The organism is Granulicella paludicola (assembly GCF_025685545.1).
GTDB classification, from domain to species: Bacteria; Acidobacteriota; Terriglobia; order Terriglobales; family Acidobacteriaceae; genus Granulicella; species Granulicella paludicola.
Genome location: NZ_JAGSYC010000026.1, coordinates 948,275 through 971,551 on the forward strand (window position 1 = coordinate 948,275; position 23,277 = coordinate 971,551).

The following is a 23,277-nucleotide window of genomic DNA, read 5'->3' on the forward strand; positions in this document are numbered from 1 at the left end:
CTTACATATGAGATGCGGTTTGCATCCTACCGCTTAGAATCGTTCCAAAAGCAGAAGAACTGGAGTTGGGCACGCGATGGATTTGCTAAGCGCGATCGGACACCATGGCTACGTGGTGACAGCTATCGCCTTTTTCATAGGTGCGTGCGGGCTGCCGCTGCCGATGTCGGTGGTGCTTTTGACAGCGGGTGCGGCGGCGCATGGCGGCAGCCTGAACTTCTGGCTGGTGCTACTGAGCGCGTGGCTGGCTGCGGTGATCGGCGATACTCTGATGTTTTTCGGTGGACGCTACACAGGTTGGTGGCTGCTGGCGGGGCTCTGCAAGGTGAGTATGAATCCCGATGTTTGCATCTTCAGCTCGGCGCATACGTTTTATGAACGCGGTCCAAAGACGTTGCTGATAGCCAAGTTTGTGCCGGGGCTGGGAACGGTTGCAGCTCCTCTGGCAGGCAGTTTGAACATGCGGTTGGGGCGGTTTCTGCGGCTGGATGGAGCGGGCGTTGCGCTGTATGTGACGGCGTGGACCGCTGTTGGATTTGTGTGCGCTCCGGTGCTGCGAACGGTTGTGGGCGTTGTGCAGCAGCTAGGTCATGCGGCGCTGACCGTGGTGATTGTCGCGGTAGTTGCGTATGCGTGCTGGCTGACGGTGAACTCGCTGCGGGATTCGAAGTATGCGGGCATCTCGCGGGTGGGCGCGCAGGATTTGCTGGATCGTATGGAGATTGTGCGTGCGGCTTCGCATGAAAGCCTGGTGATCATTGCGGATGTGCGCTCGCATGGTTACTACGATCCGGGAATGCAGAGGATCAAGAACTCGATCCGCGTGGAGCCGAATCGGCTGCATGAGGAGCTGGTCGCGCTGCGCGAGTTTATGCAGCCTGAGTGCGAGATCTATCTGTATTGCAGCTGCGCGCGCGAGGCTACGAGTGTTCGTGTTGCAAAGATGCTGGAGCAGGAGAACTGCCAGACGAAGGTGATTCGCGGCGGTTTGAAGGCCTGGGTGAAAGCTGGTGGACCGACTGAGCCGATTCCGCTGAGTGAGATGGAACATCTACCGCAGTTTGAGTAGGTGGGCCCCCCCTCCCCCCCTTGTTTTGGGCAAAGTACTGAAAAGGTGGGGGTTAAGTTCGAAAGGTAAGAGAAAGTGCGCTAAAGCATTTATTTTGAATGGTTTAGCGAGAAATTCTTGAAAAGAAAGGGTTGGCTGCTTTCCGTAGCCGACCCTTTCTTTTGCCCCTATTTAAAGGATAGCAAATGGGAACGGGTAATCGTGCAATTTTTATCGTCTTTTAAATCAAGCAGTTAAGGGTTTTCGGGGCTTGACAAGAATTGGAGTGGGTTGCGGTGGATGCAGGTTCTCTAAACGAACTTTGCCAAGGCTGTGATTAGCTTTGTGTGGGGCAGGCCATCGGCGTAGGTCTTCAGGATGAGCGGGCGAAGTAAGGGGTTGCGCATGGCGCGGAAGCCGCGCTCAGGGTTGCGGTAGAAGGCGCGGGCGGCGCGGGCGGAGAAGGCGAGCGTCTGCTGCAGGGGTTGCAGGTGGCGGGCGTAGGCGGTGGCGATCTTTGAAGCTTCCGAGCCCACCTTGGTCGACGATGAAGCTGTCGGCGAAGATGGGGCACCCAGTTCCGCTCTTTCCGTTTCTTCGACTTTTTCTATCGACTCCAGGATGGCGGCGGCGGCGGCTTGTCCGCTGACGAGTGCGGAGTGGATGCCTTCGCCTGTGAGGGGGTCGACGAGGCCGGCGGCGTCTCCGGTAAGGAGGACGCGGCCGTGGGGGATGTAGGCGTGGCCTCCCATGCCGAGGTACTGGCCGGTGATGGCTGCGCCGAGAGCGGCGAGCGAGACGCCGAGTTTGTGCTGCGTGTACTGATCGAGCAGGTCGCGGGTGACGGACTTCAATTGCGTAGAGGCATCGTCTGCGGTGGGGGCGAAGGCGCCGACGCCGATGTTGATGTGGTCGCCCTTAGGGAAGAGCCAGCCGTAGCCGCCGGGCAGGGGGGCGAAGTCGAAGACGAGGTCGGTGGGGGCGTCGCCTGCGGGGAGAGAGGAAGGCAATGCGCTGTAGGGCACGCAGGCTTCGAGCGCGAAGCCCTTCTCGTACCAGTGCGGCGCCGAGGGCGACTGGGCTTCACCACTGTTGCGGAGAGAGGCTTCGATGCGGCGGGTCTGGCCGTTGGAGCCGTCGGCACCGATGAGGACAGGGGCGGTGAAGGTTTCGGGGCCGGTGGCTGTCGCTACGGTGAGGACGATATGGGTGGGGTGCTCGTCGATGGAGGTGATGTGTTCGATCTTGCGTAGGGTGGCGCTGCCTCCGTTGCGACCGGCGGCGAGTGTCTGGGCGAGGCAGAAGGCGTCGAAGCGTTCGCGGACGGCCATGGCGCAGATAGGATTTTTGGCGCGGACCTTGACCTCGCGCTTGCTGGTGTCGTCGGAGGCCTGCTGCAGGACGATCTCGTAGCAGATGCGCTCGCTGACGGGTTCGACGGAGTAGCGGAGAGCGTCGAGGGTCTTGCGCGTGAGGCCGCAGGCGCAGGCCTTGGGGCGCGGGAAGGTGCGGCGGTCCACGAGGAGCACGCGCCTACCGGCTTGCGCTAGATCATAGGCAGCAGCGCAGCCTGCGGGGCCTGCTCCGATGATGAGGGTGTCGTAGTCGAGGTGCATCTAGTTCAGTTTATGGCCGGGCGTGAAGGTGTGAGTTGAGGATGTGCAAGTTCTGGCGTCCGCGTTTAGAGGAGTCATGATGGAAGAGCGATACGGGCCATGGTTGAGGCGTGCATTGGCCCGTAGGTATGAGCGGAGATGATTGGCGAGTCGCTTCCCGTAAGTCGGCTTCCCGTTACTAATCTGGGTCGGTGAGCGCATTGGCGATTATGCGTAAAGCCAAAAGCGCCATTCTGGGAAAACCGTCACCGGACTGGTGCGAGACGAGGGCACTCCTCTAACAGTCGTGGCACTTTCAGCACTTGTTCCGCTTCAACTTGGGAAAGCGAAGAGCTCGACGAACATTTTCACGCGCTCCTTCTGGCGGCTGGGTGGAAATCGCTTGGTTCTTGTGAGGTCGGCGATTCCGTGGAGGCCTGCCCAGAAGAGTTCTGTCAGGACCTCCGGTTTCGAGCCCTGTCCTTGAAACAGCTCCATGAGTTGTGCGAACGCGAACCGGAGCTCTGGAGGTGTGTTAGCGTCAGCGAAGGGAATGCTGAGACTGAGCGAAAACATCGCCTCGTAGAGTGCCGGTGAGGACGTGGCGAACTCCAGATAGGCGGTTGCGACTGCTTCGACAATCTTCCCTGGCTTGGCCCGTTTGCGTGCCTTCTCCAAGGCCAGGCCGATCTCCTGGAAGCCTTCGATAGCCACCGCAGCGAGGATGCCTTCGCGGCTTTCAAAGTGACCGTACAGGACGGGCTGGCTGTAAGAGATTTCGTCGGACAGCCGCCGAACAGTGACGTTAGGCCAGCCCTCCAGCTCCGCGATTCGCCTTGCGGCACTGATAATCTGTGCCCGTCGGACCTCTCTGTCACGTAGTTTTCGTTCTGCAATGCGGTTCGGTACGGCGGTTGTCTCCATGCACAGAGTATAGCACCGCTAGAAAGTCTAACACGTTGTAAAAATATTTACGGATGCTCTTGCGTCGCAGGGCAACGTCGTGCATTATAAATAGCGTTGCTAGATTTTCTAACAAGGAGATTTTCATGCTCAACACGATTTTGCTTTCTCTCGCTGTTCTTATGGCGGTGGCGATCCTCGTTATCGGCGGCTTCTACCTCTTTTCCCCGGAACGAATGATTGGATCGTTCGGACTCAAGCTCCCAGCGGCTGATGCTGACACTCGTGCCTGGCTGCGCCTGAAGGGGGTTCGGGACATCGCGTCCGGGCTGGTTGTGCTGGCCCTGATGCTGACTACTGGTTCTCGCTCGGTAGGCGTCGCTCTGCTCGTACTGGCGATCACCCCTTTTGGCGACATGTCGGTTGTTCTGCGGTCGGGTGGGTCGAAGTCGGCGGCGTTCTCGATTCATGGCGTTACCTGTGTGGCAATGCTTGTCGTCGGCCTGTTGTTGACCCATGCCCTTTGAGAGACGTGCGGCGGTAGTAGCTTGCAAATCCGATTTTTTCTGGAGGAATCATCATGGAAGTTCTGAATGTTGTGGCAATCGTTGTCGCTGGGTTGATGGTTGGATGTGAGTTTTCCATTGCCGCGTTTATCCACCCAACTCTGGATAGGCTTCCAGAGGAAGTGCATCTGTCGGCAGCAAGTGCTATCGCCCGGGTGATGGGAGCAGCCATGCCGTTTTGGTACGCGCTTACACTCCTACTGACCGTGGTCGAGGGTGGGATCTATTGGCATACCTCTGGCCACTTACCTATCTGGATCGTTGCATCGTCTGTTTTGTGGATGCTGGTGATTGTGTGTACGGTCACGATTCTCGTGCCGATCAACAACCGAATTGCATCGTGGGAGACGTCCACGCCGCCTGCCGATTGGAAGCGTTACCGGAGCCGATGGGACCTGCTTCACCGCTGGCGCGTTTTCGTGCTCACGACAGCTTTAGTGTTGCTCATCGTGGGCATTTTGTAGCCAACGTTCTTGCGGGCACGAAGCGTCTGCAGGACCAACTGAACCACAAGGAGGAGAATCCCATGTCAGAGATCGCAACCACTAACGCTCCACTGCCTGCCGATGATCTTAGCCGCGCGCTGGCGTTTGCCCAGCTAGATAGTCCAACTGCACAGCATATTGGCCTGGTTGGAAACACGTATACGATCACCGTCGCCGGTAAAGATACCAACGGCCGCTTCTGTGTGATCGACATGCATGTGCCGCCTGGTGGCGGGCCGGGGCCGCATCGTCACGACTTTGAAGAGACATTCATCCTGCTGGAAGGCGAGGTGGAGATGACCTTTCGCGGGGCGAAGTCCATCGTTCGGGCGGGTGACACGGTCAACGTTCCGTCCAATGCTTCCCACCAGTTTCACAACGTATCGACAAGCCCAGCCAGGATGATCTGCATCTGCGCTCCAGCGGGCAACGAAAGGTTCTTCGTCGAGCTCGGTGTGCCTGTAGCGACGCGCACTACAGCACCACCCAAGCTCGACGCGATGCAGATGGCCGAGTTTGCGAAGAAGGCGAAGGCTGTTGCAGCGAAGTATGGCACGGAACTTCTGGACCGAGCTTAGAGAGACCAATAGCTTTACGAACAGATGCCATGTGGCTTCGATACGCCGACTCGGGTTTACCTAACGCGAGCGCCATGAAATCTGGAAGAACGAGAACAGGCCGAAGCACTCATTGAGTCTGGATTACTCCCGACAAACGCTCTTGTCGAAATTGATGTTTGCCCGGGGGCTTGGCCTGTTGGACGGAGGATGTTCATCGCTTCCGCGAACATCCTCTGTCTTCCGCAAATATCCTCTGTTCCCACAAAAAATTCATCATCTGCCGCGAACATCTTCGGCGCTAGGGGAACGTTCGCAATGACGGGCTGTTGGGGTGATCCTGCGAAAATGCAGTTTCCTTCGCTTCGCTACGGAATGACAACGAAGGGGAGGAGGAGGAAGCGGCTTTGCAGTGGGGGCGAGGGTTACAGGGACATCGCCTCGGCGAGCAGGGTGTAGCTGCGCAGGCGGGCTTCGTGGGAGTGGGTGATGGTGTTGACGATAAGTTCGTCGAGTTCGAGTTCGCGGGAGATGCGGAGGAGTTCATCGCGTACTTTGTTGGGCGTGCCGACGACATAGCGGGGGAACTCGGTTTCGGGCTGGTCGAGCGAGCCTGCGGTGAAGCCGAAGAGCGGGTTGGGGGCGGTGGCTTTTTCGTTCAGCTCAAGGAGCGCGGCTTCGGGTGTGGCGACGGGACGGCGGTCGTCCATGCGGATGCGGCGTTGCAGAAGGCGGACGGAGGCGTGGAGGTGGTCGGCTTCTTCCTGGGTGTCGGCGCAGATGACGCCGATGGCGATGGCGGCGTTGGGAGCGGAGAGGGCGTCGGAGGGCTGGAAGTTGCGGCGGTAGTGCTCGATGGCCTGGCGGGTGCCTTGCCCTGCGAAGAAGTGAGCGAAGGCGTAGGGGAGCCCTTCAGCGGCGGCGGTGACGGAGGACCACATGGAGGAGCCGAGCAGCCAAATCTGCGGAGCGATGGAGGCCTGCGGCGCGACGTGGATTTTGGAGAAGGGGTGAGGACCTTTGACGTCGGCGTGGAGTGCCCAGCGCTCGGGGTGCAGGTAGGCGCGGAGTTCGGCGAGTTGCTGCGGGAAGTCGTCGGGCACGGGGCCTTGGCGGTTGCGGCGGAGGGCGAAGGCTTCTAGCTGGCCGCCGCCGGGCGCGCGGCCGAGGCCGAGATCGATGCGGTCGGGGAACATGGTGGCGAGGGTGCTGAAGACCTCGGCGACTTTGAGAGCGGCGTAGTGGGGCAGCATGATGCCGCCGGAGCCGACGCGGATGCGCTGGGTGGCAGCGGCGGCGCGGGTGATGAGGATCTCCGGCGCGGAGCCTGCCAGCAGCGGCATGGCGTGATGCTCGGAGTACCAGAGGCGGGTGTAGCCGAGCTTGTCGACGTGCTGGGCCAGCGAGAGGGAGTTGTCCAGCGCCTGCGCGGCGGTGAAGCCGTCGGGGACGGGTGCCTGGTCGAGAACGGAGATGCGGAGGGCGCTCATACAGTGGATTGGATGAGCGCGGGTAGGGTGGCGACTCTTATGGCCTCTTTGTGGTCCTTCGGGAGCAATAAGGCGTCCAATAGGCAGAACCGTGATGGAATCGACTTAGGTTCGGAGGCTGACTTTGCGCGTGCGGGGAGTGGCGATCGTTTGTGTGGCGCTGGCGTTGGGCAGCGCGATCGCTCAGAGCGGCGGTGTAAGTGCTGCGTCGACGGAGGCGCCAAGGCCGTGGTGGCAGGTAGCGTTGCAGCACGGCACGCTGACGGTGTGGATGGTTTCGAAGGCGACGACCGACGATAAGCTGCGGATCGGACGCGATCGGCTGACGGCACAGATTCAGCCGAGCAAGGTGATCGTCGAGAAGACGACCGGAGATTTTGGAACGGCTTCGAGTAATGTGGGGCAGACGTCGAGCACCTATGGGCAGACGTCTGGGAGTTTTGGCACGGCGGCGAGCAACACGGGGCAGACGGCAGGCTCGTATGGAACGTCGACAAGCAATGTCGGCACGGCTTCGAGTAACTATGGGCAGACATCAAGTACGTATGGTCAGACGGCGGGGAGCTTTGGGCAGACGGCCAGCACATACGGCACAGCGGCAAGTGATACGAACAAGCTGCAACCTGAGGCGCGGCATGTGCAGGACGCGCAGCAGGATGCGCTGGTTGCGGAGCTGAGCCATGCGTTTCCGGGGCTTGTGGTGCATGTTGAAGACGTTACGGATTTGGAGCTGCGGGACAGGCTGACGGCTGCGAAGAGTGCGGGTGGGTATCCCGATGTGGTGGTAGGGGTGCAGTACACGAACTGGTGGTGGCAGAGCGGGCTAGGGATGACGTTGCTGGGCGAGCGCATGATGTCGGAGGGCATGACGGGGAATGGTTTTTACGTGCCTGCGACGATCGATCTGTTGCGCAGCGCTCCGCACATGGATGTGGCGAAGGCGTTCTGGATATGGGTGAGTGGAGCTTCGCAGTGCATGGACTGTGGCGAGGGCCGAGCGATTGCGACGGAGGTGCCAGTGGTGCTGGCGCAGTCTGCGATGCGACGTGTGCTGGCGGGTGCGGCGCTGGGAGCGGACGCCGATGCGGACGCAGCTCCGTTTGGTTTGCAGGAGGCTTCGGGCATGGCGCTGGCATCGTTCTCGCGTGGCGGTGTGAGCGGCAACGATGTGAAGGTGCAGATGGAGACGATTGCGGGCTTTGCGTCGGGCAATGTCGCGGCGGTTTCGCTGCGTGCGAATATCTCTTCGTCGGATAGCTATGGGGTGTTGAACGGGTTGGTGGTCTTGCGCAAGGGAGCGGATGCCCGCTGGCGGGTGCTGCAGGTATCGCCGAATTTGCCTACAGACCAGCGCGGCGCTGCGTATAGTGATCTATCGTCTGCTACGGCAGGCAAGTCGGACGGGCCGATGAAGCCGGTGACGCTGGCGACGCCGGAGGATGGCGATGTGCGGCCGGAGCACCCGGACCTGTGGTGGGACAACAGCGGCTCGGCGCGACTGCAGGTCGTGGAGTGGCAGCGCGCGCTGGCGGGGACGTGGACGGCGAGCCAGTTGATGCCGGTGGTGGATACGGATGCGCATCTGCAGACCAGAACGACAGCCATGTTTGCTCGCGATGGCAATCGGTATCGCTGGCGGGTGTGGAGTGTAGGTCGTGGTGGCGTGCTGGTGATGACGGGCTGGCGCACGTTTACGGTGTCGGGGCACTGATTCCGCTATGCTCGGAGTGTGAGCTTTGCCGAACAGAGTCGACTGCCGTTATTAGAAGTGCGCGATCTGCGTATCGCATTCGGTCAGCACGAGGCCGTACGTAGCGTCTCGTTTGCGATCGCGCCGGGCGAGACGCTGGGGTTGGTGGGCGAGTCCGGGTCGGGCAAGTCGGCGACCAGCTTTGCGATGATGCGGCTGCTACCGCCGAGCGCGACGGTTCAGGGCGAGGTGCGGTTGACGGTCGAGAGTGGTGGTGGTTCTTCCCATGTCCGAGAGTCTGGACATTGGGCATCTAAAGCGGTGGACCTTCTAACGTTACCGGAGTCGTCCATGCGTCGGCTGCGAGGATCGAGCGTTGCGATGATCTTTCAGGAGCCGATGACTGCGCTGAACCCGGTGATGACGGTGGGCCGGCAGATTGCGGAGGCGTTGCTGGCGCATGCTCCGAAGACATCGCGGAGTGAGTTGCGGGAGCGTGTGCTGGCCGCGATGCGCGAGGTGGCACTGCCGGAGCCGGAGCGCCGCATCGACGACTACCCACACCAGTTTTCCGGCGGACAGCGGCAGCGCATTGTGATCGCGATGGCGATCATCAACAAGCCGAAGCTGCTGATTGCGGACGAACCGACCACGGCGCTTGATGTCACGGTGCAGGCACAGATTATCGCGCTGCTGAAGCAGCTTCGGGACGAGCATGGTTTGGCGATGCTGTTTATCTCGCATGATCTTGCTGTGGTGTCGCAGGTGGCGGACAAAGTGGCGGTGATGCGACATGGGGAGATTGTGGAGCAGGGCGCGATGATGGATGTGCTGACGCGGCCTGAACATGCGTATACGCGCAGTCTGCTGGCGAGTGTCCCCACCATGATGACCGATCGCGCGCGACCCCTCGCGACGCTCTAGAGATTCGATGTACATGCGATGTGGCAACTGTTTGGGATAGACTGGCGTCCTTGTCCTCATAGTCAGAATGCGAGTCATTCGTTTATGCGAGCTCTAGTGATCTCCGACATCCACGGGAACGTCCATGCTCTGGATGCGGTTCTTGCTGCTGCGCCTGCGCATGATGTGGTTTGGAACCTCGGCGATGTTGTGGGCTATGGTGCTCGACCAAACGAGGTGGTGGATCGCCTGCGGGCGCTGACTGCGCGGCATGTGCGCGGCAATCATGACCGGGTGTGTTGTGGCCTGACGCCGCCGCAGGGATTCAATCCGGTGGCGGCTGCTGCTGCTGTATGGACCAAGGAGACGCTGACCGACGAGAACAGAACGTGGGTCCGCGCGATGCCCAAAGGTCCGGTGGAGGTGGCAACGAATGTGCTGTGCGCGCACGGTTCGCCGTTGCATGAGGACCATTACATTGTCTCGATGCGCGATGCGTGGGCTCCCTTGCAGCGCATGGAGGCCGGCGTGACGCTCTTTGGGCATACGCATGTGCAGGGAAACTTTTCGATGCTGGTGAACGATTGGGAAGAGGAGCGTCCGCGCTACGGGAGGAAGGAAGGAGAGGTGTCCGCTCGCATTGAGTTGACGCGAGGGACACGGCACCTTATCAACCCCGGCTCAGTGGGACAGCCGCGCGATGCTGACTGGCGCGCTGCTTTTGCGATCTACGAAGAGGATGAATCTCAGGCGAGCGTGACCTTCCATCGCACGCCGTATGACGTAGCTGCAGCGCAGGCGGCGATACGCGAGGCGGGGTTGCCGGAGCGGCTGGCGGCAAGGTTGAGTAGTGGGAAGTAAGCAGTGATGAGTGATAAGTGGGTAAGCGCTTACCACTCATCACTTACCACTCGTCACTTTCTTTTCTCTAAAACAGTTTGCCGATCGTAAAAACCAGCTTACGTTCGCCTGCGTTGCCGAAGGCGGGGGCCACAGAGATGACACCGAGCGGTGTCTCGGCGACGACACCGAAGTAGACATCCTGCCGCTTGATGGTCTGCGTGAAGGGCGCGCGCATCTGTCCGTACTCGTAGGTGCCGCCAAGGTAGAGGCTACTGCCGAGGGGTGCGGGCAGGGAGTGAATGCGACGCAAGTAACCTGGCGTGACCAGGAAGTAGTCTGTGCCACGGTACTGGTCGATGGCACTGGCAGCGAGGCGCAGCGGTCCACCCAGAGTGAAGCGGAAGGGCTGAGCTACGTTGCGATCGAAGAGCGTGCCGCCTTCGAGGTTGGCAAGGAAGACGTTCTTCTTATCCCAGGTGCGCGCAAAGCTGATCTGTGTAGTAAACATCGGTGCGTTGACGCTGCCCGGTGTGTCATAGAGATAGCCGAAGGTGCTGACTGAGCGGATTCCATACAACGGCACCAGGGCGCGATCCTGCGAGTCGTAGATGTACTGAACGCGAGCGAGCTGCGAGTCGTTGGAATAATTGGGTAGATTGTCCGAGCCTGTGGTGACCTGCCAGTTGGTGTAGTGCTGCTGCCAGCCGACGCGAACTTCCTGCGAGCGGCCGTCGCCCCAGCCGATATCGGCGCCACCACCGGCGGTTTCAAGCTGTCGTTCGGAGAGGCGAGTGTTGCCGCTGTAGATGTAATACGGCTGGCGCGAAACATCGATGCGCGGAGCGACGAAGACGCCGGATTCGCCGATCTTGCGGTAGTACTCGGTATCGAAGTGAGTGAGGAAGCCGACGTCGATCTTGGTGCGAAGCTCGCTGCCATAGCCTCCAAAATCCTGATACAGCAGGATCATGTCGAGGTTCGCGCGGGTGACACCGCCGGTTTGAGCGGCAAGGTTTACGCCGACATCGAGGAACGGCGGACCGGTCTTTTTGTCGCTGACGGTTACGAGCAGGATGGGGCGTTGGGCGTAGGCTGGCTGGGAGCTATCGTAGCCTACGGTGTAGTCGGCGTCGTAGCGACCGTCGGCACGCACTTCAGCCAGGAGCTTCTCGACCTTGTCGGTGTTGATGGGTTGATCGACGAGGGGAGCGAAGTTCTTCTGCACAAAGTGCTTCACGCCGCTGTCTGATGCTTTCACCTCGACGCGGAGAACGTTATTAACCGGGCCACGTTCGTGCGCGTGGCGATTCGCCATGTAGGCTTGCCACTGCTCGTCGCTGATGGCGTACTTGAGTAGCGCGTCTTTGTTGGCCTCGGCGGCTTCGTAGCCGCGCTTGGCCAGATCGGTGGCCTTCAGGTAGTCACTGCCACTGAAGCCGTCGATGTTAGGCATGATGACGACGTTGGCGAAGCCGCGCTCGAAGTTCTCGTTGTTCTCGATACCCACCGAAAAGGCGCGCTGCAGAACGCCGAGGATGGAGTCGAGATCGCCCTTACCGACAGGCTGCAGAGGCAGGCTGACGGCGAGCACGACGTCGGCCTTCATTGCCTTGACGTCCTGCGTGGGCAGGTTCTTCAGGATGGCGCCATCGACGAATTCGTGGCCGTTGAGTTCGAACGGGCGGAAGACACCGGGGATCGATGCGGAGGCGCGAACGGCGTCCTGCAGGCTACCGCGAGCGAAGGTGACGGACTTGGCGTCGTTCAGATCGGTGGCAGCGCAGCGGAAGGGAATGGGGAGATCGTTGAAGTCGAGCTGGTCGTTATAGCGCAGAAACTCCTTGTCGAGGAGTTCGTTCAGGCCGGTGTCGGTGAGCAGCGCATTGCGAAAGCTGACGCCGTGCTTGAGGCCGATGGTGATGGCGTTCGGGACATCGCGTGAGTCTTCGCGGCGGCGGAAGCTTTGCGCGGTGTAGGCCTGCTGAATGCGAAAGACCGAGGTGACGGAGTTCTCATTGAGTACGTGCTCCATCTGGTCCGGGGTATGGCCGGTGGAGTAGAGCGCGCTCACGATAGAACCCATGCTGGTGCCGGCGATGACGTCGACCGGGATGTGATGCTCTTCGAACCAGCGGAGGACGCCGACTTCACTGAGCGCGAGCGCGCCGCCGCCGCCAAGCGCGACGCCGATTACCGGGCGATCATGCGGAATGTTGGTGGGAGGAACAGAGGGCGCAAGGGGGCCGAGCTTCAGCTTCGTTGCGCTGGCTGCTTCTTCGCCCGCGCTTGCTGGTTTTGAGGCGGAGCTCTCGTCCTGGCCAGACTTAGGAGCAGCACTTGGCTGACCGAGTCCAGGCGCCACGATACTTGTGGGTGGCGCGTTCTGGGCATGGGCGACGGCACTGCTAAAAAGCAGCGATCCAAACGCAAGGCCGCTGGCGAAGATGCGAAGCGCCGAAGGGGCCGCGTAGGAAGGGGTGGCGCACGTAGCGTTCAAGGTCGTTCGGTCCAAAGAAGGAATAGCCGCTTTCTAGCCGCATCAACAAAGAGCAGGTCTACCTTGCTGGGATGCATGTCAGCTTCTTTGAGTGGTATGAACATCCCTCGACATTGAGAGGGGTTAGCGACCGTACTCTTGAAATAAGTTCGGGAACTGCTGGCCTAACGCTGCGATTTTAGGAATGTCGCACACTTGGATGTAGGGATTATGCGGATTCTTCATAGCGTAGTCCTGGTGGTAATCCTCGCCCTTGAAGAACTGGATGAGCGGCGTGATCTGAGTGACGATCGGCGCGTGGAAGATGCCCGTTGCATCGAGCTGGCGCACGTAGGCCTCGGCGACCTCGCGCTGCTGCTCGTCGGTGTAGAAGATGGCCGAGCGATAGCTGGTGCCGATGTCCGCGCCCTGGCGATTGAGCTGCGTGGGATCATGCACGACGGAGAAGAAGACGCGCAGCAGCGTGCCGTAGCTTACCTTGGCTGGATCGAAGAGAATCTCGATGGCCTCGGCGTGGCCGGTATCTTCGCCGCAGACGGCTCGATAGTTTGCGGTCTCTGCTGCGCCGCCGGAGTAGCCGACGGTCGTCTGCACGACGCCTTTGACGCGCTGGAAGACCGATTGCACGCCCCAGAAGCAGCCCCCGGCAAAGACGGCGGTATCAAGCTCGCCAGCCTCCCATCCGCTCTCGGGAGCATTGATGTCGAGTGTGGCGGCGGGAATCGGTTCGCGGCGGGTAGCAATGGCCATGGTGCTGGATCTCCTGTTTGTGACGGAACGCCACAGGACGACCGCGACCAGCAAAATGATGCCAAATTCCATCACATGGATCGCAACGCCGAATGGTGAGCCGAGGTTCACAGAACATTGGACGCGGATTTCTGCCGAACGATGCCTGAGCCTGCCAAGTTGTTGTATTGAGACGGTCTACAGAAGAACAAGGGCCACCGCGATTGCGGTGGCCCTTAGCTTCTGTAGCTTTGTCGGGTAGGAGACAAAGCCTATTCGATGGGCAGTGCTGCGAGCGCGGCGACTGCCTTGTCGTAGAGGGACTGGGTTTCTGTCGACTGCTTCTTGAGGCCTTCGACGATGTGAGCTGGAGCACGTGCGATGAAGCCTTCATTGCCGAGTTGCTTGTTGGCGGCTTCGAGTCCTTTGGTGAGCTTGGCGATCTCTTTGGTGAGACGCTCGCGTTCGGCGGGGACGTCGATCTGGCGCTCGTAGATGATGGCGAGGTCGAAGTTCGCGGTCGAGCGTGAGCCTTCACCGGTGAGCGGGGCGTCGGAGATTTCTACGCCGTTGACGCGGGCGAGGCGGTGAAGCATTTCGCCATGGACCTGGGCGAGCGCGAGGATGCGCGCGCCACCGTGAAGACGGATGGGAGTGAACTCCTTCTCGGGTACGGCGATGTCCTTACGCAGGGCTCGGATGGTGGTGATGAGCTCCTGCATCGTCTCCATCGCGGCGAGCGTCTTTTCGTTGGTGTAGAAGTCGGCGGGCTGCGGGTAGCGGGTGAGCGCGATGGACTTCGCGGGCGACTCCTGACCGACGCTGGCGTAGAGCGCGTGCCAGAGCTCTTCGGTGAGGAAGGGCATGAAGGGCGAAAGCAGGCGCAGCGCGGACTCGAAGACGGAGACGAGCGCGCCGAGCGTGAGGGCTGTGGCGGCACGAAGCTCGGCGGGGGTAGGGGATTCGCCGGGTTCCGATGCAGATCCCTCCGCTTCGCTACGGGATGACAAAGGTTCGGTGGGCGATGACAAAGGTTCGGTGGCGATGTCGAAGTTGAGACGCAGCTTGACGAGTTCGAGATACCAATCGCAGAACTCTCCCCAGAAGAACTGGTACACGGCCTGGGAGGCCTCGTCGAAGCGGTATTCGGCGAGGGACTTCTGAACCTCGGCTGCGACGGCGTGGAGGCGAGCGTAGATCCAGCGGGTTTCGAGAGGGGTTTCGTCGGGGAGGGTTGCGGTTCCCTCCGGGGCGGAAGCCCCCTCGTTCGCAGAGTCTTGGACGGACGGGCTGAAGCCCGTCCCCTTCAAAGCGATTGGGGGAGTGGTGAGGGTGATCTTGAAGCCAGCTTCCTTGCCGCGTTCGATGTTCATCTGGAGGAAGCGGGCGGCGTTCCAGATCTTGTTACAGAAGGCGCGGTAGCCTTCGGTACGGGCCTCATTGAAGGCGATGTCCGTGCCGGGCGAGGCCTGCGAGGCGAGGGTGAAGCGGACGGCATCGGTGCCGTACTTCGTGATGATCTCGATGGGGTCGATGACGTTGCCCTTGGTCTTGGACATCTTCTGGCGGTCGGCATCGCGGACAAGGGCGTGGATGTAGACGTCCTTGAAGGGAACAGCGTTGGCGAGGTCGCGCTTGCTGCCGTCGGGCATGGGGACGTCGAGCATGAAGTGGGTGCCGAGCATGATCATGCGGGCGACCCAGAAGAAGAGGATGTCGAAGCCGGTGACGAGGAGCTGAGTGGGATAGAAGGCGGCAAGGTCTGGCGTGATGTTGCCGCTACCATCCCAGCCGAAGACGGTGAAGGGGAGCAGGCCGGAGGAGAACCAGGTGTCGAGCACATCGGTTTCCTGGCGGATATCGGTGATGCCGCAGCCAGCGCAGGCCTTGGCGACATCGCGGGAGACGGTGATGGCGCCGCAGGCGTCGCAGTGCCACGCGGGAATGCGATGGCCCCACCAGAGCTGGCGAGAGATGCACCAGTCGTGGAGGTTATTCATCCACTCGAAGTAGGTTTTCGAGTACATGTCGGGGGTGAACTTGATGTGGCCCTCGCGGACGGCGGCGATGGCGTTGGCGGCGATGGAGTTCTGTGGTGGCTGCTGTGGTGACTCCGGTGAAGCAGGTCCTTCGCTGCGCTCAGGATGACAATGGGATGAAGGAGTTTTGTTGACGGCCAGGAACCACTGCATGGAGAGGCGCGGCTCGATGACGGCGCTGGTGCGCTGCGAGATGGGCAACGTCAGCGTGTGGTCTTTGATGGCGACGAGGTGGCCGGAGGCTTCGAGGTCAGCGACGATGCGCTTGCGGGCTTCGAAGCGGTCTAATTTGTCATAAGGAGAACCCGGAAGACTGATGCGCGCCTGCGTGTCCATGATGCTGGGCTGGGGCAGGTTGTGGCGCTGGCCGAGGGCAAAGTCGTTGGGGTCGTGCGCGGGCGTGACCTTGACGGCGCCGGTGCCGAACTCGGGGTTGGCCCAGTCGTCGGCAACGACGGGGATCTCGCGGCCTACAAGCGGCAGGATCAGCTGCTTGCCGATGAACGCGGTGTAGCGCTCGTCTGTCGGGTTCACGGCAACGGCGGTATCGCCGAGCATGGTTTCGGGGCGCGTGGTCGCGATGGTGATGCTGCCCGAGCCGTCGGCGAGGTCGTAGCGGACGTGATAGATGGAGCCGAGGCGTTCTTCATTCTCGACTTCGAGGTCGGAGACGGCCGTGCCGAGGACGGGGTCCCAGTTGACGATGTAGGCGCCGCGGTAGATGAGGCCCTGTTCGTAGAGGCGGACGAAGGCTTCCTTCACGGCGACGCTGAGGCGGTCGTCCATGGTGAAATACTCGCGAGACCAGTCGACGGAGGCGCCGAGGCGCTTCATCTGGCCAGTGATGTAGCCGCCGTACTCCTGCTTCCACTTCCAGACGAGTTCGGTGAACTGGTCGCGGGTGAAGTCGGTGCGGGACTTGCCTTCGGACTTGAGCTGGCGCTCGACCATCATCTGCGTAGCGATGCCGGCGTGATCGGTGCCGGGCACCCAGACGCTGGTGTCGCCGGACATACGGTGCCAGCGGGCGAGGATGTCCATCTCGGTCTGGTTGAGCATGTGGCCCATGTGCAGGCGGCCGGTGACGTTCGGCGGCGGAAGCAGCTGCACGAAGGGGTTGATGCTCGCCGGGTCAGAGGGCGTGGGAGCGGAGAAGATCTTTTCGTTGACCCAGAAATCAGCCCATTTTTGTTCGATGAGGGCGGGGTCGTAGGCTTTGGGGAGTTCGTTTTGCATGTCGCTTTTAAGGGTAGCAGGGGTGGCAAGTGATAAGTGACAAGTGGTGAGTGATAAGTAAGCGCAAACGCAGAACGGAGAGGCAGGTGGCCTCTCCGTTCGGCGTATCACTTGTCGCTTTCCACTCGCTTTTAGAACGGGTTCAGCTTGTCGATGCCCTTCTTCGGCTTCTTCTTGCTGGAGCTCTCGTCGGCCTTGTCGACGGCGGGAGTCTTCGGGTTCTTCTTGCTGCCGGGCTTCTTCGTCTGGGCGGCTGGCTGGCTGTTGCCTTCCTGCTCGTTGACCTGATCAGGAGCTGCAGCGGCCTTTTCGATCGCCGGCAAGGGGGTGTTGTCCTTCGGGGCCACGGTTTTGAGACCGTAGTTGGCGTCGGGTTTACCCGTGGCTGCGGGCATGTCCTTATCGGCTGCCGCGTTGTGGTTGATGATCTCGACGCCCAGACCCGTGCCGGAACCGCCAGACGGAGTGTCGTCGTGGGTCATGGTGGTGGTGGAGTGGTCGGATGCACCTTCGCCGGGCCCCGGGACATCCGAGAGCGTCGGCGCGCCTGTGGCTACAGGAACGGCGGGTGCTGCCGGAGCGTCAGCGTCCGAGGTGGATGCAGGCGTGGCAGACTTGGCCGCGAGGGCCGCTGCAGGATTGAAGGCGGTGAGGTAATCAGCCTGCAACGACTTCACGATCTGCGGAGCCGTGGTCGGCGCGGGGTCTTCGAGCGGCGGCTCACCTACGCCCGCAGCGTTGACGGTATCAGGCTTGTGCAGCACGAGCAGCTCAAGGCGCTTACGCATGGTGTACTGCGCGCGACTGCCTTCGAGGGCCTCGGATGCGGCGACCTGCTCCTTGGTCGGAGTGGGAACCTCGAGGTTCATGCCGACGAGGCGTTCTTTCGCGTCTTCAACGTGCGGAGCAGCGTAGTGCTCGAGGACGACCTTGCGGTAAGCATCGGCGGCCTTGCCGTCATACTCTTCCAGCAGCTTGGCCTTGGGACCTTCGGGCAGGCAGGCGGGCTGAGGGCCGGTACCTTCGCAGGTGCGTTGGTTACGGATGATGTTGGCTTCGGCCTCGTAGGCATCGCCGATGCCGATGAGAGCGTCATCCATGTGGCTGTACTGCGGATAGGTGTCGATGACGGTCTGGTAGCGCGCAATGGTGGCGGCCCAGTTGTTATGCGTGGCGTAGAAGGCACCGAGTTCAGCCTCGCGGGTGGCCATGACTTCCTGCACCTCGCGGAGTTTCTGGCGGGCTTCGTCGATCAGCTTCTTGGGCGCGTCCGAGTACTGCTTGAGCATCAGGCGGTAGGCTTCCTGCGCCTTGACGCCCTTAGCATAGTCACGGTCGGGAACGTCCATCTGCTTGAAGTAGATGTCACCAATGCGCATCTGGGCTTCGGCGGCCTCTGGGACGTTCGGGAAGAAGGTGATGAAGTCGTTGTATTCCTGCTCGGCCTGGGCGAGGGCAGCAGAGCCGCCTTCCTGGTACCAGGAGTCGGCGACGGCCAGCTTGGCGCGCATCTGGTACTGAGAGTCCGGATAGGTGGAGAGCAGGGTGTTGAGATCGAGACGGGCCACGTCAAAGTGGCCGGACTTCTCCTGCGCGACGGCCTTATCGTAGAGCTGCTTGTCGGGCAGGTTGGTGTCCTTGCCGACGAGGGGGTCGATCTTCTTGGCCGCAGCGAGGCGCTTATTGTCGGCCTTGGTGTCCTTGGACTGGACAACCTTATCTTCCTTGGCGACCTTGGGAGCTTTCCTCTTTTTCTGGGGCTTATCGTTGGAGATCGTGGCCTCAGCGTGAGCAGGCTGCGCGGTGGTCTGTGGCGCTGTAGGCGCGTCCTGTGCACGGAGTAGAGGGGTGGCGGCGAGGACTACAGACAGTGCGGCAGCGAGGGCGGCGCGATTACTGGGGAAGAAGGTCATCATGCTGATAGTTAAGACTCCAACTGGGCGGCCGCTGTGAGCAGCGCGCGTGACTCTTATTTTAGACGGGTGAACAGGATTGTGCGGGTCGCCGGAAGGAATCTGGGGCGTCGCCTATGCGTTCGAAAGAGCGGCTTCGCGGGCGATTTTGAGGAAGGCTTGAGCGTTTTCAGCGGTTTTGCCCTTCTCGAAGATGGCTGAACCGGCTACAAGCATGTCCGCGCCTGCCTTGACGACCGAGGCGACAGTGTCGTGACCTACGCCGCCGTCGACTTCGATGCGGTAGTCGAGACCCATTTTCTGGCGCAGGTGGACGAGGTGCTGGATGCGGTCGATGGAGCGCGGCAGGAACTTCTGGCCGCCAAAGCCGGGGTTCACGCTCATGACGAGGACGTGGTGGACCATGGGGAGGACTTCGATGAGGTGCTCGATGGGGGTGGCCGGGTTGAGGACGACGGCCGGCTTCATGCCGTGGTCGGCGATCAGCTGCAGGGTGCGGTTCAGGTGACGGCAGACCTCGACGTGGACGCAGACCATGTCGGCGCCGGCGGCGGCGAAGTCGGGGATGAACTTGTCGGGGTCCTCGATCATGAGGTGGCAGTCGAGTGGGAGCTGCGTGATGGGGCGGATGGCCTTGACGACGGGTGGGCCGAAGGTGATGTTGGGGACGAAGTGGCCGTCCATGACGTCGACGTGGACGATGGTGCCGCCTGCGGATGTGGCGAGGGCGATCTCATCGGCGAGGTGAGCGAAGTCGGCGGCGAGGATGGAGAAGGCTAGTTCGATCATCTGCAACAGTGTAAATGCAGGAGGCGGGGCCCAGAGGTGCATGTCGGTCCCACGGCTAGTTGTGCGGTGCGGGCGCTGATGGCAGGGCGGCCGACGGCGCAGAGGATGCCTTCGAGTTGTAGGCGCCTACGAGATCGGCGGTGATGTCGATGCCCTTCGCGGTGTACCAGATTGCGGGCGCTTCGTTGGGCCCACGATCGAGGATGATGGTGTATCCGTATTGTTCTGCGTACTGATTCAGGAAGCTAAAGAGCTTCTGGGCGACGTTCTGAAACATCTGCTGCGAGGCCGTGTCGGTGTCGTTCTTGAAGTCTTCGACTTCGCGCTGCAGCTGCCGCTCCTGCGCGTCCAGCGACTTGATCTTCGCGGTCTTTTCAGGCTCGGAGAGCGTTTTGGTGTCATCGCTCAGCTCCTTCTTGAGAGAGCTGATCTGCGTATTGAGGCTTTCGAGATGGGCCTGTCGCGGGCCGAACTTTGTCTGCATGGCTGCCAATTCGTGCTGGGCTTCCGACGTTTGCAGCACGGCCGCGTTGAACGCTACGACAGCGATACGGATATTGGGGCTGGTGGAGGGGGCTTGTGCGAAGGTGGTTGTTGTCATGAGGCAAAGAACGTAAGACGCGAGGGTGCATGAACGCATGGCTGCGAACTCCTTTTAGGGGCTGCTAAATCAGGTGAGGAGGTTTGTGGCTTTAGGGAGTTATCGGCAGGCGGAAGTGAAGCTGGCGCATGTTCGCTGCAAAATCGTGGGGCTGCAGAATGTGCATGTCATCGGGGTATTCAAGCTGCGCCGCGCCGACGGTCAGGTACGACGTGTCCGGGAAGTCGTGGGTGAAGACTGGCTGAAACGTAGCTACAGACGGCTCCAGAGCGGCAAGAGTTTTGCGACCGGACGCCGTAAGCGGCTGGAATCTGGGGGTGAGGTGAGCAAAGTCCTGCGGCAGTGTGTCGCGCACCAGCGGGGTGTCAGTCTGCGCGGACGCTGATGCTCTGCGCCGCCGTGTCATGATCCGGATGGGGGTAGCGGTCGCCAGGTTGCCGCTGGCGGAGGCAGGGCCAGGTGTGTTAGCGGAGGTCTGCTGATGAGAGTCGATGGCTTGCTCATTCGTGGAAGACGGGCGGAGGTTATGCAGATAGGCGAAGGAAGCGACGAGCAGGACGAGGCAGAGGGACAGCACCACGAGGGAGCGGCTTATATCGGGAGAACGACTTCCTACAAGCACTCCTTCGCGGAGTGCGCGCTCGCGAAAACGCTTCAGTTGTTCGCTGGAGGAGTCTGCAAGGCTGGCGGCTTTCGCGGAGAACATGAGGCCGCTGATTGAAGAGAACTCCTGAGCCAGTTCCTGGCATGAAGGACACTCTGCTGCGTGCTCCTCGAAGTCCTGTTGCTCGCGCGGTCCAAGCTGGCCGCTGCTGTGCAGAGCTGCGTAGGTTCCATAGCGTTCGTGATTCATTTGGCTTCTCCTTTCGCGGAATGCCGGGGTGTGGAGGCGCACAGGAAATGCCGCATCTTGTCGAGGCCGCGATACAGGTTGTGCCGTACTACCCGCACGCTTTCGCCGGTGCGCGACGCGATCTCCTCAGCGGTGAGGCCTTCGAAATAGGTGAGCTCGATGGTGCGTCGCTGATGCGGCTTGAGTTCACGCAGCGCCTGCTGGAGGTAAATGCGGTGCTGGAGGTTGGCGTGGTGGAGAGGACTGGTTCCCAGCAGAGACTCTTCGAACGGGTCCGTCGCGAAGAAATGGCGGGCCATGAGCGAACGCCTGCAATTCAATGCGCGATGGTAGGCAAACATGAGCAGCCAGGTTTTGAAGGAGGCTTTTTCGGGATTGAACTGGTCGATGGAACGAAATACATCGAGAAAGATTTGTTGAACGGTGTCTTCGGCCTCTGCGTCGTTCCGTACGATACGCCGCGCGATCCGGTAGACGAGTTTGTGATGCCGCTCAAAAAGAACGGCCAGAGCGTCGCCGTCGCCCTGACGAAGCGCGCGCGCCAGTTCCTCATCGGGACGAAGCGAGAGCGGGAGGAGCTGCAGCAGGCCTGTCCGGGAGAAGACAGACTGGGCGCGGTCCTCGGCTCCCGAGGGGCTCGTGTTCAGAACGAGTTCCAGCAAACGTGAGCTCACCGCGATTCTCCATGAAGCTGAGATCTTTCTACAGGTGTGTGCACGTCGAGTGCAGGGTTTTCCCCAACCGCAAAAAGATTTTTTAACTCAAGGCGTTGGCCCTTCCGGTGCAGCGCAGCCTCGCATGCTGTCCATGTCGTTGCGGTAGTCGTGGGAGAGGTAGGCGTCGTCGAGGAAGATGTAGGGGTGGTCGCGGATGTCGGCGAGGACGGTTGTGTAGTCGGGGAAGCCGGGGCGGAGCCAGTAGAGGTGGAGGTTGCACTGGTCGGCTCCCCAGGCGGCGGCTAGGGTGTAGCCGTGGGTGACGGCGTAGAGGTTGGCGAACTCGGCGTTGTAGGCCGCGCCGGGGTGGGGCGGCTGCGCGAAGCCGTTGGGAAGATATTGCTCGGGGACGGAGCGGTCGATGTGGACCATGATGAGCTCGGGGTGGGTGCGGTCGAGGTAGGCGGCGTCGATGTGGTGGTGGTGCGCGATGTAGCTGTCGTTGAGGCCGATGATGTCGACCGTGTTCCAGTCGGAGTAGAGCGGAAGAGCGCCGGCCTCGGTGACGGCCATGGTGTAGCCGCGGGGAGCGAGCGGGGCTAGGCGCTGGGCGAAGGTGCGCATACCCCAGGCAGTCTCGGTGTAGTCGGTGATGCGGGAGACGTAGAGGGTGGAGGCGACGATCGCGAGGACGGCGGCTAGTTTGAGGGCGAAGCTGTTCGTCGGGGAGGGATTCTGCAAACCCACCTTGGCCGACGATGAAACTGTTGGCGCAGAGGGGGCGCCCGGAGTGGTAAGTTGTGCGAGCCATTCGAGGGGGAAGAGGACAGGGAGGGTCATCAGGACTAGCGGGACGATAGCGTACTGGAAGCGCGAGAGATGGTTGTTCGCGTTCGAGAGCAGAACCCACATCAGGGTGAAAGGGATCAGGACGATGAGCAGCGCGTTGGTGAGGCGGCGCGTGGCGGGGTTGAGCCAGCCGAGGGGAAGCAGCGGGAGCCACGGTAGTAGCAGGGTAATGAGGTTCATCGCGGCGTGCAGGACGCTGTCGGGATAGAGGTGACCGTCGCCCTTGATGTAGAAGGGGTTTGGCAGGGGATAGCCAAAGTAGCGCCAGCGCCAGGCAAAGTAGGCTCCGCCGAGAAGACCGAAGAGCAGGAGATAGCTGAGGAGGAGATGGGTGGTGGTTTCAACTGCAGGTCTCTCCGCTGCGCTGCGCTCCGCCTTCGGTCGAGATGACAGGTCTGTGGGCGTTGGGAAACTGGGGGTGTGGGCGAGGTAGAGGGTGGCGATCAGCAGGAGGAGTGCGATCAGGACGCCTTCGGGGCGGGTGAGTCCGGCGAGAAGGCCGAAGGCGGCCATTGCGAAGGCGTTGCTCCAGGTGCGAGCTTCGAGGGCATAGCGGAGGCCGAAGTGCCAGCAAGCGAGAAGGAAGAAGCCGAAGACGGGAGCGCCGAAGCAGGCGTTGGTGAGTCCGATGAAGGGGCCGGTGGTGAGGTAGAGTGCGGCGGCGACGGCGAGCCAGCGGCTGGCATTGAGGCGGCGGGCTCCGCGATAGATGAGGGCGACGCTGAGGAGTTGCGCGACGATATTGATCCAACGGCTGGAGGTGACAACATCGAGATGCGTGAGGCGCGAGACGGCGGCGATGAGCGCCATATATAGGAAGTCGGTGGCGCCGTCGACGGGGGCCTGATTGAGTGACCAGCGGATGCCGTGCCCGGCCGCGAGATGCTGCGAGTAGCGGAGCAGCATCGCGGCGTCTTCCATCGGCGTCCAGGGCCAGTGGATGTGGAACGCGGTCCAGAAGGCGGCGATGGCTAGGAGCGCGGCGAGGATGAAGGTGTCGGCGCGTTGCCAGGTTTTTTGGGGCGTGCTCATGCT

General features: G+C 61.3%; 19 protein-coding genes. 7 read left to right on the top strand and 12 right to left on the bottom strand.

Going from position 1 to position 23,277, the window contains the following annotated elements:
• The first annotated feature begins 76 nt into the window (after positions 1 to 76).
• Positions 77 to 1,069, top strand: a complete 993-nt coding sequence (locus OHL14_RS19550; RefSeq protein ID WP_263381053.1) for a rhodanese-like domain-containing protein — start codon at positions 77 to 79, stop codon at positions 1,067 to 1,069.
• A 290-nt stretch (positions 1,070 to 1,359) separates the two neighbouring features.
• Here OHL14_RS19550 and OHL14_RS19555 read toward each other — a convergent pair whose 3' ends face one another.
• Both OHL14_RS19555 and OHL14_RS19560 read right to left on the bottom strand, forming a co-directional pair.
• Positions 1,360 to 2,664, bottom strand: a complete 1,305-nt coding sequence (locus OHL14_RS19555) for a geranylgeranyl reductase family protein (RefSeq protein WP_263381054.1) — start codon at positions 2,662 to 2,664, stop codon at positions 1,360 to 1,362.
• Positions 2,665 to 2,976: 312 nt separating this feature from the next.
• A complete protein-coding gene (locus OHL14_RS19560) occupies positions 2,977 to 3,567 on the bottom strand; it encodes a TetR/AcrR family transcriptional regulator (RefSeq protein WP_263381055.1) in 591 nt (196 codons plus the stop codon).
• A 125-nt stretch (positions 3,568 to 3,692) separates the two neighbouring features.
• On the opposite strand from OHL14_RS19560, the gene OHL14_RS19565 reads away from it, so the two are divergent.
• The 3 genes from OHL14_RS19565 to OHL14_RS19575 all read left to right on the top strand — a co-directional run bounded on the left by OHL14_RS19565 (position 3,693) and on the right by OHL14_RS19575 (position 5,175).
• Positions 3,693 to 4,073 (top strand): DUF4267 domain-containing protein, encoded by a 381-nt coding sequence (locus tag OHL14_RS19565; RefSeq protein ID WP_263381056.1) that lies wholly within the window; start codon positions 3,693 to 3,695, stop codon positions 4,071 to 4,073.
• Positions 4,074 to 4,126: 53 nt separating this feature from the next.
• Positions 4,127 to 4,576 (top strand): DUF1772 domain-containing protein, encoded by a 450-nt coding sequence (locus OHL14_RS19570; RefSeq protein ID WP_263381057.1) that lies wholly within the window; start codon positions 4,127 to 4,129, stop codon positions 4,574 to 4,576.
• A 62-nt stretch (positions 4,577 to 4,638) separates the two neighbouring features.
• Positions 4,639 to 5,175: a cupin domain-containing protein gene (locus OHL14_RS19575; protein ID WP_263381058.1), complete on the top strand. Its 537-nt coding sequence runs from the start codon at positions 4,639 to 4,641 to the stop codon at positions 5,173 to 5,175.
• Between the two features lie 404 nt (positions 5,176 to 5,579).
• On the opposite strand, the gene OHL14_RS19580 is transcribed toward OHL14_RS19575, so the two are convergent.
• On the bottom strand, positions 5,580 to 6,644 hold the full coding sequence (locus tag OHL14_RS19580; protein ID WP_263381059.1) for an LLM class flavin-dependent oxidoreductase: 1,065 nt from the start codon (positions 6,642 to 6,644) through the stop codon (positions 5,580 to 5,582).
• A 124-nt stretch (positions 6,645 to 6,768) separates the two neighbouring features.
• Here OHL14_RS19580 and OHL14_RS19585 point away from each other — a divergent pair, with 124 nt between their 5' ends.
• From OHL14_RS19585 to OHL14_RS19595, 3 genes are all read left to right on the top strand, one after another.
• The gene (locus OHL14_RS19585; protein ID WP_263381060.1) at positions 6,769 to 8,355 is read left to right on the top strand and encodes a nucleoporin FG repeat-containing protein; all 1,587 of its coding nucleotides are present in this window, start codon (positions 6,769 to 6,771) and stop codon (positions 8,353 to 8,355) included.
• 18 nt (positions 8,356 to 8,373) lie between these two features.
• Entirely contained in the window at positions 8,374 to 9,258 is an 885-nt protein-coding gene (locus OHL14_RS19590; protein WP_263381061.1) for an ATP-binding cassette domain-containing protein, read from the top strand.
• A gap of 84 nt (positions 9,259 to 9,342) precedes the next feature.
• Entirely contained in the window at positions 9,343 to 10,098 is a 756-nt protein-coding gene (locus tag OHL14_RS19595; protein ID WP_263381062.1) for a metallophosphoesterase family protein, read from the top strand.
• 67 nt (positions 10,099 to 10,165) lie between these two features.
• Here the strand turns inward: OHL14_RS19595 and OHL14_RS19600 are convergent, their stop codons facing one another.
• The 9 genes from OHL14_RS19600 to OHL14_RS19640 form a co-directional block, all read right to left on the bottom strand.
• Positions 10,166 to 12,577, bottom strand: a complete 2,412-nt coding sequence (locus OHL14_RS19600; RefSeq protein ID WP_263381063.1) for a patatin-like phospholipase family protein — start codon at positions 12,575 to 12,577, stop codon at positions 10,166 to 10,168.
• Between the two features lie 123 nt (positions 12,578 to 12,700).
• Entirely contained in the window at positions 12,701 to 13,327 is a 627-nt protein-coding gene (gene msrA / locus OHL14_RS19605) for a peptide-methionine (S)-S-oxide reductase MsrA (RefSeq protein WP_263381064.1), read from the bottom strand.
• Positions 13,328 to 13,578: 251 nt separating this feature from the next.
• Complete coding sequence (locus tag OHL14_RS19610; RefSeq protein WP_263381065.1) at positions 13,579 to 16,581, bottom strand: valine--tRNA ligase; 3,003 nt, start codon at positions 16,579 to 16,581, stop codon at positions 13,579 to 13,581.
• Positions 16,582 to 16,712: 131 nt separating this feature from the next.
• Positions 16,713 to 18,497, bottom strand: coding sequence for an outer membrane protein assembly factor BamD (gene bamD, locus OHL14_RS19615; protein ID WP_263381066.1), 1,785 nt, complete (start codon positions 18,495 to 18,497; stop codon positions 16,713 to 16,715).
• A gap of 111 nt (positions 18,498 to 18,608) precedes the next feature.
• Positions 18,609 to 19,283: a ribulose-phosphate 3-epimerase gene (gene rpe, locus OHL14_RS19620; RefSeq protein WP_263381067.1), complete on the bottom strand. Its 675-nt coding sequence runs from the start codon at positions 19,281 to 19,283 to the stop codon at positions 18,609 to 18,611.
• 55 nt (positions 19,284 to 19,338) lie between these two features.
• Positions 19,339 to 19,923, bottom strand: a complete 585-nt coding sequence (locus tag OHL14_RS19625; RefSeq protein ID WP_263381068.1) for an OmpH family outer membrane protein — start codon at positions 19,921 to 19,923, stop codon at positions 19,339 to 19,341.
• A gap of 52 nt (positions 19,924 to 19,975) precedes the next feature.
• Positions 19,976 to 20,737, bottom strand: a complete 762-nt coding sequence (locus OHL14_RS19630; protein ID WP_263381069.1) for a zf-HC2 domain-containing protein — start codon at positions 20,735 to 20,737, stop codon at positions 19,976 to 19,978.
• Positions 20,734 to 21,411 (bottom strand): RNA polymerase sigma factor, encoded by a 678-nt coding sequence (locus OHL14_RS19635; protein WP_263381070.1) that lies wholly within the window; start codon positions 21,409 to 21,411, stop codon positions 20,734 to 20,736. Before OHL14_RS19635 ends, OHL14_RS19630 begins: the two co-directional genes overlap by 4 nt.
• Before the next feature lie 87 nt (positions 21,412 to 21,498).
• On the bottom strand, positions 21,499 to 23,274 hold the full coding sequence (locus OHL14_RS19640; RefSeq protein WP_263381071.1) for a glycosyltransferase family 39 protein: 1,776 nt from the start codon (positions 23,272 to 23,274) through the stop codon (positions 21,499 to 21,501).
• Between the last annotated feature and the right edge of the window lie 3 nt (positions 23,275 to 23,277).

Coding starts and splice junctions, on each gene's coding strand:
- OHL14_RS19550 (WP_263381053.1), top strand. CDS start 77: ATGGATTTGCTAAGCGCGATCGGACACCATGGCTACGTGGTGACAGCT.
- OHL14_RS19555 (WP_263381054.1), bottom strand. CDS start 2,664: ATGCACCTCGACTACGACACCCTCATCATCGGAGCAGGCCCCGCAGGC.
- OHL14_RS19560 (WP_263381055.1), bottom strand. CDS start 3,567: ATGGAGACAACCGCCGTACCGAACCGCATTGCAGAACGAAAACTACGT.
- OHL14_RS19565 (WP_263381056.1), top strand. CDS start 3,693: ATGCTCAACACGATTTTGCTTTCTCTCGCTGTTCTTATGGCGGTGGCG.
- OHL14_RS19570 (WP_263381057.1), top strand. CDS start 4,127: ATGGAAGTTCTGAATGTTGTGGCAATCGTTGTCGCTGGGTTGATGGTT.
- OHL14_RS19575 (WP_263381058.1), top strand. CDS start 4,639: ATGTCAGAGATCGCAACCACTAACGCTCCACTGCCTGCCGATGATCTT.
- OHL14_RS19580 (WP_263381059.1), bottom strand. CDS start 6,644: ATGAGCGCCCTCCGCATCTCCGTTCTCGACCAGGCACCCGTCCCCGAC.
- OHL14_RS19595 (WP_263381062.1), top strand. CDS start 9,343: ATGCGAGCTCTAGTGATCTCCGACATCCACGGGAACGTCCATGCTCTG.
- msrA (WP_263381064.1), bottom strand. CDS start 13,327: ATGGCCATTGCTACCCGCCGCGAACCGATTCCCGCCGCCACACTCGAC.
- OHL14_RS19610 (WP_263381065.1), bottom strand. CDS start 16,581: ATGCAAAACGAACTCCCCAAAGCCTACGACCCCGCCCTCATCGAACAA.
- bamD (WP_263381066.1), bottom strand. CDS start 18,497: ATGATGACCTTCTTCCCCAGTAATCGCGCCGCCCTCGCTGCCGCACTG.
- rpe (WP_263381067.1), bottom strand. CDS start 19,283: ATGATCGAACTAGCCTTCTCCATCCTCGCCGCCGACTTCGCTCACCTC.
- OHL14_RS19625 (WP_263381068.1), bottom strand. CDS start 19,923: ATGCGTTCATGCACCCTCGCGTCTTACGTTCTTTGCCTCATGACAACA.
- OHL14_RS19630 (WP_263381069.1), bottom strand. CDS start 20,737: ATGAATCACGAACGCTATGGAACCTACGCAGCTCTGCACAGCAGCGGC.
- OHL14_RS19640 (WP_263381071.1), bottom strand. CDS start 23,274: ATGAGCACGCCCCAAAAAACCTGGCAACGCGCCGACACCTTCATCCTC.